The following is a 6,383-nucleotide window of genomic DNA, read 5'->3' on the forward strand; positions in this document are numbered from 1 at the left end:
GCTCACCCGTCCGGCGCGCTGAGCCGGAACGCCTCGACCTCGGTGCCGTACCAGCGGCGGGTGCGGCCCAGCGGCTCCATGCCGAGCCGGCCGCAGACGGCCAGGGAGCGGGTGTTGTCCGGCCGGACCACGGCGTACACCTCGACCAGCCCCTCGCTGAACGCCCGGTCGATGACGGCGCGGGCGGCCTCGGTGGCGTAGCCGGACCCCCAGCTGTCCGGGTGCAGGTGCCAGCCGACCTCCACCTCGCCGACCCCGTTGGGCAGCGGCTTGAGCAGCACGGTGCCGGCGACCGGGCCGCCGTCGCGGGGCTCGATCGCCCAGCACCCGTGCCGGTCGTCCAGCTGGTGCACCAGCTCCCAGCGCGCCACCAGGTCCGCCGGCGGCACCGTGGGCGGGCCGCCGAGCCAGCGGGTCACCTCGTCGCGGCGGTACAGGTCGGCCAGCCGGGCGAGGTCGGCCTCGTCCGTCGTCCAGGCGCGCAGGCGCAACCGGTCCGTGCACAGCAGCTCCACCGGTCCTGGCTACCGCCGTGGTGCCGGCCGGAAACCCCTCCGGCCCCGCAGCAGGGTCCCGCCGCGAGCCTGCGAGTGGTGGCGGCGGGGCCCGTCAGCAGCCCACGGGGGAGAGGGCGCCGGCGCCCTGCTCGGCCCACCAGGCCCGCCCGGACGCCGGCAGGGTGTGCAGCGGGTCGTAGTAGACGTGCCGGCGGTCCAGCGCGTCGGCGTCGGCGCGCTCGATGCCGGTGCGGTAGTTCTTCGTCCACCAGCTGATGCCGCGCTCGCGGTCGTACTCGGCGACCTGGTGCACCCAGCGCTTGCCGACGTAGGGCACGTCGCAGACGATCCGCGGGGTGGCGAAGCCGGGCAGGTAGCCCATCAGGTCGTGCTGCAGCGTCTGGGCGTGTGCGAGGGAGATCCGCCAGTGCTCGGCGCTGGGGATCATGTCGCACATGTAGAAGTAGTAGGGCGTGATGCCGGCGCCGTCGAGCAGCGCGAAGCACAGGTCCAGCAGCTGCCCGGCGGTGTCGTTGACCCCGGCCAGCAGCACGCCCTGGTTGCGGACGTCGCGCACCCCGGCGGCCAGCAGGGCCCGGGTCGCCTCGGCGACCAGCGGGGTGACCGACTGGGCGGCGTTCACGTGGGTGTGCACCGCGAGCGCCACGCCGCGCTCCCGGGCGGTCATGGCCAGCCGGGTCATCCCGGCGACCACGTCGTCCTGCAGCCAGTGCTGCGGCAGCCCCATCAGCGCCTTGGACGCCAGCCGGACGTCGCGCACCGACTCGATCTCCAGCAGCCCGGCGACGAACGCCTCCAGGTTCCGGAACGGCAGGTTCGCCACGTCCCCACCGGACACGACGACGTCGCGCACGCCGGGGGTGCGGCGCAGGTAGGCGAGCATCTCCCCGTGCCGGTCGACCGGCTTGAGGTCGAACTTGAGCTTGGCCACCGCCGGGGTGGAGTTGCCGACCAGGTCCATCCGGGTGCAGTGGCCGCAGTACTGCGGGCAGGTGGGCAGCAGCTCGGCGAGCACCTTGGTGGGGTAGCGGTGGGTGAGCCCCTCGACGGCCCACATCTCGTGCTCGTGCAGCGAGTCCCGGGCGGCGTGCGGGTGGCTGCCCTGCTCGCCCGGCAGCCGGTCGGAGGCCACCGGGAGCATGTACCGGCGCACCGGGTCGGCGAGCACGGCGGCGGTGGTCGGGACGGCGTCCGGGGCGATGGTGTTGAGCATCTGCGGCGGGAGCAGCAGCGACATGGTCGCCCGGCCGGCCTGGTCGGCCTCGACGTCGCCATAGAAGGACTCGTCGAGCAGGTCCCCGTAGACGGCGCGGAGCTGCCGCACGTTCTTCACGCAGTGCGCGCGCTGCCACTGGGCGCTGCGCCACTCGGCCGCGGTCACGTCGGCGAAGCCGGGCAGCCGGCGCCAGTCCGGCTCGACGAGCTCCCGGGCGAGGTACTCGTAGGGCTGTTCCAGCACCGCTGCTCCCTCCTCCGTGGCCACGCCGTGGTGACCCTCTGGTGACTCGTCCAGCGACCCTACGGGATTTCCTACGGTCCACCGGTCGATTCGCGCTAAGTTCTCCATCAGTCAGCGCCGATGAGCGAAGGGATGTGCACCGGTGGGGATCGAGTCGCTGCACCGTGCTCTGGGGGTGCACCGGGTCGTCGACCCGCCCGGCGTGCTGCCGCAGGCGGCCACCCGGCTCGACCCCGACCCGCGCGTCGGCCCCGACGAGGTGCGCATCGCGGTCTCCCGGCTCAACCTCGATGCCGCCTCGTTCCGCCAGCTGACCGAGGCGCACGGCGGGAACGGGGACGCCGTCCGGGCGGCGGTCCTCGGTGTCGTCGAGCGCCGCGGGAAGATGCACAACCCGGTCACCGGCTCGGGCGGGATGCTGGTCGGCGTCGTCGAGGAGGTCGGCCCGCGCTCACCGCTGGGCCTGCTGCCCGGCGACCCGGTGGCGACGCTGGTCTCGCTCACGCTGACCCCGCTGCGGATCACCGACGGGCTGGCCCGCTGGGACGGGCGCAGCGAGCAGGTGCCGGCCGCCGGGACGGCGATCCTCTTCGCCCGCTCCATCGCCGCCGTCCTGCCCGACGACCTGCCGGAGCAGGTCGCGCTGGCGGTGCTGGACGTCTGCGGGGCGCCCGCGGCCACCGAGCGGGTCGTGCACCGCGCCGGGCACCGCCCCTCGGTCGCCGTCCTGGGTGCGGCCGGCAAGTCCGGCTGCCTGAGCCTGGCCGCGGCCCGCGACGCCCGCGCCGGCCGCCTGGTCGGCGTCGTCCGGGACGGTGCCGAGGCCGCGGCGCTGCGCGCGGCCGGGCTGGCTGACGAGGTGGTCGTCGCCGACGCCACCGACCCGCTGGCGGTGGCGGCCGCGGTGGGGGAGCCGGTCGACGTCACCGTCGTCTGCGTCGACGCCCCCGGCGCCGAGCACGGGGCGGTCCTCACGACGGCCGACGGCGGCACCGTGGTCTTCTTCTCCATGGCCACGTCCTTCTCGGCGGCGGCCCTGGGAGCTGAGGGGATGGCGGCAGACGTGACGATGCTGGTGGGCAACGGCTACACGCCGGGGCACGCGGCCCTGGCGATGGACCTGTACCGGCGGACGCCGGGGGTCCGGGCGCTGATCGACCCGCGGGTGGTGCGGTGAGCCTGATCGTCACCGGGGTCACCGTGGGCGACCGCGCCGGCCGGGCGGTGCACGTCGTCGACGGCCGGATCGCCTGGCTGGGCGACGCGGCCGACGCGCCCGCGGCCGACCGGGTGCTCGACGCCGAGGGGGCGCTGCTCACCCCGGCGTTCGTCGACGCCCACGTGCACGCCACCGCCACCGGTCTGGCGCTCACCGGGCTGGACCTGGCCGGCGCCGACAGCCTGCGGTCGGCGCTGGCCCGGGTCGCCGAGCACGCCGCCGCGGTGCCCACCGGCGTCGTGCTCGGCACCGGCTGGGACGAGACCGCGTGGCCGGAGGGGCGCGGCCTGACCCGGCACGACCTCGACCTCGTGGTGGGCGACCGGCCGGCCTACCTCGCGCGGATCGACGTCCACTCGGCGACGGTCTCCACCGCGCTGCTCGACCGCCTCCCTCGGATCACCGAGCTCCCCGGCTTCTCCGCCGACGGCCGGCTGCGGCTGGACGCGCACCACGCCGCGCGGCAGCTCGCCTACGGCTCGGTCGACCCGGTGCAGCGGCGCACCGCCCAGCGCGCCACCCTGGACGCCGCCGTGGCGCTGGGCATCGGCACGGTGCACGAGATGGCCGGACCGGAGGTCTCCGGCGCCGACGACCTCACCGGGCTGCTGCAGCTGGCCGCCGAGCAGCCCGGGCCCCGGGTGCGCGGGTACTGGGGCGAGCTGTTCGAACGCGGTGGCCTCGACGTCGTCACCGAGCTCGGCCTGGCCGGCGCCGGCGGCGACCTGTTCTGCGACGGGGCGTTCGGCTCGCACACCGCCGCGTTGAGCCGCCCCTACACCGACCGGCCGGACACCGCCGGGGCGCTGCGCTTCGACACCGGTCAGCTGGTCGAGCACCTGCGCGCCTGCACGCAGGCGTCGGTGCAGGCCGGCTTCCACGTGATCGGGGACGCCGCGGTGGCCCAGGTGCTCGCCGCCGTCGGCGCCGTCGTCGACGAGCTCGGCCGCGACGCCGTCCGGGCCTGCCGGCACCGGCTGGAGCACCTGGAGATGGTCGACGACGACGCGATCGACCAGCTGCGCCGCTGGGGGATGGTGGCCAGCGTCCAGTCCGCCTTCGACGCGCTGTGGGGCGGTCCGGAGGGCATGTACGCCGAGCGGCTGGGGGTCGACCGGGCGGTGGCGACCAACCCGCTGGCCGACCTGGTCGACGCCGACGTCCCGGTCGCGCTGGGCAGCGACGCCCCGGTGACGCCGATGGACCCGTGGGGCGGGGTCCACGCCGCGGTCGACCACACCACCCCCGGCTCGGGCCTGCGCCCCTTCGACGCCTTCGACGCGGCCACCCACGGCGGCTGGGTGGCCGCGCGCGCCGAGCACCCGGAGGGCCCGCTGGCCGTCGGCGCACCGGCGGACCTGGCGCTTTGGGCGACCGAACTGACCCTGTCGGGCGTGCTCGCCGGCCGCGCCCGTCCGGCCTGCCGCCGGCTGATCGTCGCCGGGTCCCCGATCGGGGAGCCGTCATGACCGCCGCCGTCGATCCGGAGAGCGAGGACCCGTGACCGGGAAGCTGACCCTGGACCCGGGGCTGGTCGGGCGGGCGCGGGAACTGGCCGCGCGGGCGGCCGCACCGGTGGTCGACCTGGCGACGGCGCACACCACCGTCTCCGTGGAGCGGGCGGTGCTGCGGCTGGCCGGGCTGACCGGCACCGACCCGGTGGAGGGCGCGGGTGAGGTGCCCTGGGTGAACCGGGTGGTGGACGCCGTCCGCGACCAGGTGGGCCTCGAGCACGGCGTCGCCCTGCCGGTCTGGCACGCGGTGGGCTGCGGCGGCACGCTGCAGGACCTCGCCGAGCAGGTGGGCGCCGGCACCGCCCGGTTCACCGTGCCCGAGGGCGCCGCCGCCGAGCGCGCCCGGGCAGCCGCCCGGGCCGCGGTCGGTGCCGGGGTCGACCGGATCGACGCGAACCGCGCGCGCCGGGAGGAGCTGGTGGCCACCCACGGCGACCCGCCCCGCCGACCGTGGATCTACCTGATCGTGGCCACCGGCGACATCCACGAGGACATCCCTCAGGCCCAGGCGGCCGCCCGGGCCGGCGCCGACGTCATCGCCGTCATCCGCTCCACCGGGCAGTCGCTGCTGGACTACGTGCCCGAGGGCGCCACCCGCACCGGCTACGCCGGCACGTACGCCACCCAGGAGAACTTCCGGCTGATGCGGGCCGCGCTGGACGACGTCGGCGCCGAGCTGGGCCGCTACGTCCGGCTGACCAACTACGCGTCCGGGCTGTGCATGCCGGAGATCGCCGTGCTGGCCGGGCTGGAACGGCTGGACATGATGCTCAACGACGCGATGTACGGGATCCTCTTCCGCGACATCAACCCGCGCCGCACCTTCGTCGACCAGCGGTTCAGCCGGATGGTGCACGCCCGCGCCGGGATCATCATCAACACCGGTGAGGACAACTACCTCACCACCGCGGACGCCGTCGACGAGGCGCACACCGTCACCGTCAGCCAGCTGCTCAACGAGACCCTGGCGAAGGAGGCCGGGCTCGCCGACTGGCAGCTGGGGCTGGGCCACGCGTTCGAGATCGACCCCGCCGTCCCAGAGTCCTTCCGGCTGGAGCTGGCGCACGCGCTGCTGGCCCGGGAGCTGTTCCCCGAGGCCCCGCTGAAGTGGATGCCGCCGACCAAGCACATGACCGGCGACGTGTTCCGCGGCTACCTGCTCGACGGCTTCTTCAACCTGGCCGGGGCGCTGACCGGCCAGGGCATCCTGCTGGTCGGGATGATGACCGAGGCCGTGGTCACCCCGTGGCTGTCCGACCGCGACCTGGCGCTGCGCAACGTGCGCTACGTGCTCGAGGCCGCCGGCAACCTGGCCGAGGACTTCCACCCGCAGCCCGGCGGGTTCATCGACCGCCGCGCGCACACCGTGCTCACCGAGGCGGTCGACCTGCTGGAGCGGATCGCCGCGCACCCGCAGGGGCTGATCCAGGCGATCGCCGACGGCACCTTCGGCATCACCAAGCGGTCCCCGGACGGCGGGAAGGGCCTGGACGGCGTCGTCGTCAAGGCCGCGGACCACTACGACCCGGCGACCGACCTGCTCACCCGGGAGGTGTCCGGTGCCTGAGACCGAACCGCGGGGGGGGGGGGGGGGGGGGGGGGGGGGGGGGGGGGGGGGGGGGGGGGGGGGGGGGGGGGGGGGGGGGGGGGGGGGGGGGGGGGGGGGGGGGGGG

The 6,383-nt window shown here is 75.7% G+C and carries 5 protein-coding genes; 3 read left to right on the forward strand and 2 right to left on the reverse strand.

Features of this window, described 5'->3' with window-relative positions:
- Positions 1 to 2 precede the first annotated feature (2 nt).
- Both ACI79U_RS01155 and ACI79U_RS01160 read right to left on the reverse strand, forming a co-directional pair.
- Complete coding sequence (locus tag ACI79U_RS01155) at positions 3 to 515, reverse strand: GNAT family N-acetyltransferase (protein WP_457071117.1); 513 nt, start codon at positions 513 to 515, stop codon at positions 3 to 5.
- Positions 516 to 609: 94 nt separating this feature from the next.
- Positions 610 to 2,001 (reverse strand): KamA family radical SAM protein, encoded by a 1,392-nt coding sequence (locus ACI79U_RS01160; RefSeq protein ID WP_457071119.1) that lies wholly within the window; start codon positions 1,999 to 2,001, stop codon positions 610 to 612.
- Positions 2,002 to 2,119: 118 nt separating this feature from the next.
- Here ACI79U_RS01160 and kdd point away from each other — a divergent pair, with 118 nt between their 5' ends.
- From kdd to kamD, 3 genes are read left to right on the forward strand one after another with little or no spacing between them, the layout of a single operon-like run.
- Positions 2,120 to 3,154, forward strand: a complete 1,035-nt coding sequence (gene kdd, locus ACI79U_RS01165; protein WP_457071121.1) for an L-erythro-3,5-diaminohexanoate dehydrogenase — start codon at positions 2,120 to 2,122, stop codon at positions 3,152 to 3,154.
- Positions 3,151 to 4,665 (forward strand): amidohydrolase, encoded by a 1,515-nt coding sequence (locus tag ACI79U_RS01170; RefSeq protein ID WP_457071123.1) that lies wholly within the window; start codon positions 3,151 to 3,153, stop codon positions 4,663 to 4,665. The genes kdd and ACI79U_RS01170 overlap by 4 nt, the downstream gene beginning before the upstream one ends.
- Before the next feature lie 31 nt (positions 4,666 to 4,696).
- Complete coding sequence (kamD, locus tag ACI79U_RS01175; protein WP_457071125.1) at positions 4,697 to 6,277, forward strand: lysine 5,6-aminomutase subunit alpha; 1,581 nt, start codon at positions 4,697 to 4,699, stop codon at positions 6,275 to 6,277.
- Positions 6,278 to 6,383: the final 106 nt, after the last annotated feature.

It is taken from the genome of Modestobacter sp. SYSU DS0904 (genome assembly GCF_054051115.1).